Annotated in this window: 2 protein-coding genes; one reads left to right on the top strand and one right to left on the bottom strand. The window is 38.1% G+C overall.

Annotated features, from left to right (window positions below; genetic code table 11):
• The coding region (locus AC1DRF_RS25655) for an amino acid permease C-terminal domain-containing protein (protein WP_477742035.1) at positions 1-331 on the top strand (331 nt) is incomplete at its 5' end.
• Positions 332-397: 66 nt separating this feature from the next.
• Here AC1DRF_RS25655 and AC1DRF_RS25650 read toward each other — a convergent pair.
• Complete coding sequence (locus tag AC1DRF_RS25650; protein WP_477742034.1) at positions 398-1606, bottom strand: MFS transporter; 1209 nt, start codon at positions 1604-1606, stop codon at positions 398-400.
• Positions 1607-1853: the final 247 nt, after the last annotated feature.

Genomic DNA, 1853 nt, shown 5'->3' with positions numbered 1-1853 from the left:
GATTATCGGAGCGTTAATTTCAGGGTTTATTGATCTAAAAGAACTTGCGAATTTAGCAAATATCGGAGCTCTTTTAACTTTCGGCATGGTGGGCGTCAGCATTATCATTTTACGTAAAACGCACCCAACTTTAAAACGTGGATTTACAATGCCGTTTGTCCCGGTTTTACCAATTTTATCTGTATTATCTTGTTTGTTTTTAATGATTAATCTTCCTAAAACAACATGGCTGTATTTTAGCATATGGATTGTGCTTGGTATAGTTGTATATGTCGGTTATTCTCGTAAACACAGTCGATTAACAAGTAAAGAAATGAAAAAAGCAAGTTAAAAGTAGAAAAAGAGCCTTTCAGCAAAGAAAGGCTCTTTTTCTACTTATTGTTCGGTTGTTAGACAGTTAGGACGATTGTTCACTATGTTTTTTGCGTGTCTCCACAATAAAAAGACAAGTGCTGATAATAAAAGCCGTTCCTACAAAAATGGCGCCGACCCAAGGAAGTGAAGTAAGTCCCATATGATTAATAATTACGCCTCCGAAAAAGGCGCCAAAAGCATTTCCTAAGTTAGCAAACGAGTGATTCGAAGTAGAAGCTAAAGCAGGTGCTTCCTGTGCTAAGTTCATAATTTTCACTTGAATACCAGGCATTACAGCAAATGCTGCTGCTCCCCAGAAAAACAGCGTGATAATTGCTGCTGCTGGGCTTTTAACGGTAAACGTAAAAATAGTCAGCACAATACAAAGAAAAGCAAATATACCTACAACTGAAGGCATTAACTTCCAGTCTGCTAGCTTGCCTCCAWCAACGTTTCCGAGCGTAACGCCGCATCCATATAATACAAGTATCCACGTAACGCTATGTTCACTTACTCCTGTAACGTCTTCAAGAAGCGGTGTAATGTACGTAAATACAGTGAATAAACTGCCGCATCCTATTGCGCTTAAAAGAAGCATCACAAGAAGTTTTGGTTGAGTAAAAGCAGCAAACTGCTGTTTTAGACCCGTTAATTTGTCTTGACCAAGTTTTGGGATAAACAGAATAATACCAATAAATGCAATAATCCCCATGATCGTAATAGCCCCAAACGAAGCTCTCCAGCCTAAGTGTTGCCCAATGAATGTTCCCACAGGAACACCGATGATATTTGCAATGGTTAAACCTGCCATCATCGTTGCGACAGCACTTGCACGTTTATGAGGTTGTACGAGCCGTGAAGCAATAACAGCGCCTACTCCAAAGAAAGTACCGTGACATAATGCTGTAACTAAACGAGCTCCCATTAAAATTCCATAGCTGGGTGCAATAATAGCAATTGCATTTCCGAGAATAAATAAAAGCATAAGTAAACAAAGCAGAAGCTTTTGAGGAAGTCGATGAGTAAAAATGGTTAAAATTGGCGCGCCGATTGCTACTCCTAACGCATAGCTTGTAATTAGCTGGCCAGCAGTCGAAATGCTAACATGAAGGTCTTCCGCAACGTTAGGAAGTATCCCCATAATAACAAATTCCGTCATTCCAATAGCAAAAGCTCCAAGAGTCAACGAGATGAGAGCAATTGGAAAGGAATCTTTCTTACTGATCTGCTCATTAGCATGCATTGTATTCATGTGTGATCACCCTTTCTGTCTATAAAATTTATATCTCCTTGAAAAGAAGTCAATTACTAATAATACTTAAGTGATGGAGCTTTGACAACCAAAAAAGCTGATGTAAGCGGTATCTTTTAGAATTCCGTTTATCTTTATCATATATGAAGACAGTCAGACATAAATTTATTGACAGAATAAAGTTTAGTCCTATAAACTATTTTTAAAGTTGAATAGTTTATACCTATAAACTAAATGAGCAAAGGAG

The sequence above is a fragment of the Priestia sp. P5_B4 genome (assembly GCF_056400385.1).
Note: the sequence above shows the minus strand (reverse complement) of the source record. Positions and strands in the feature narration are given on the sequence as shown.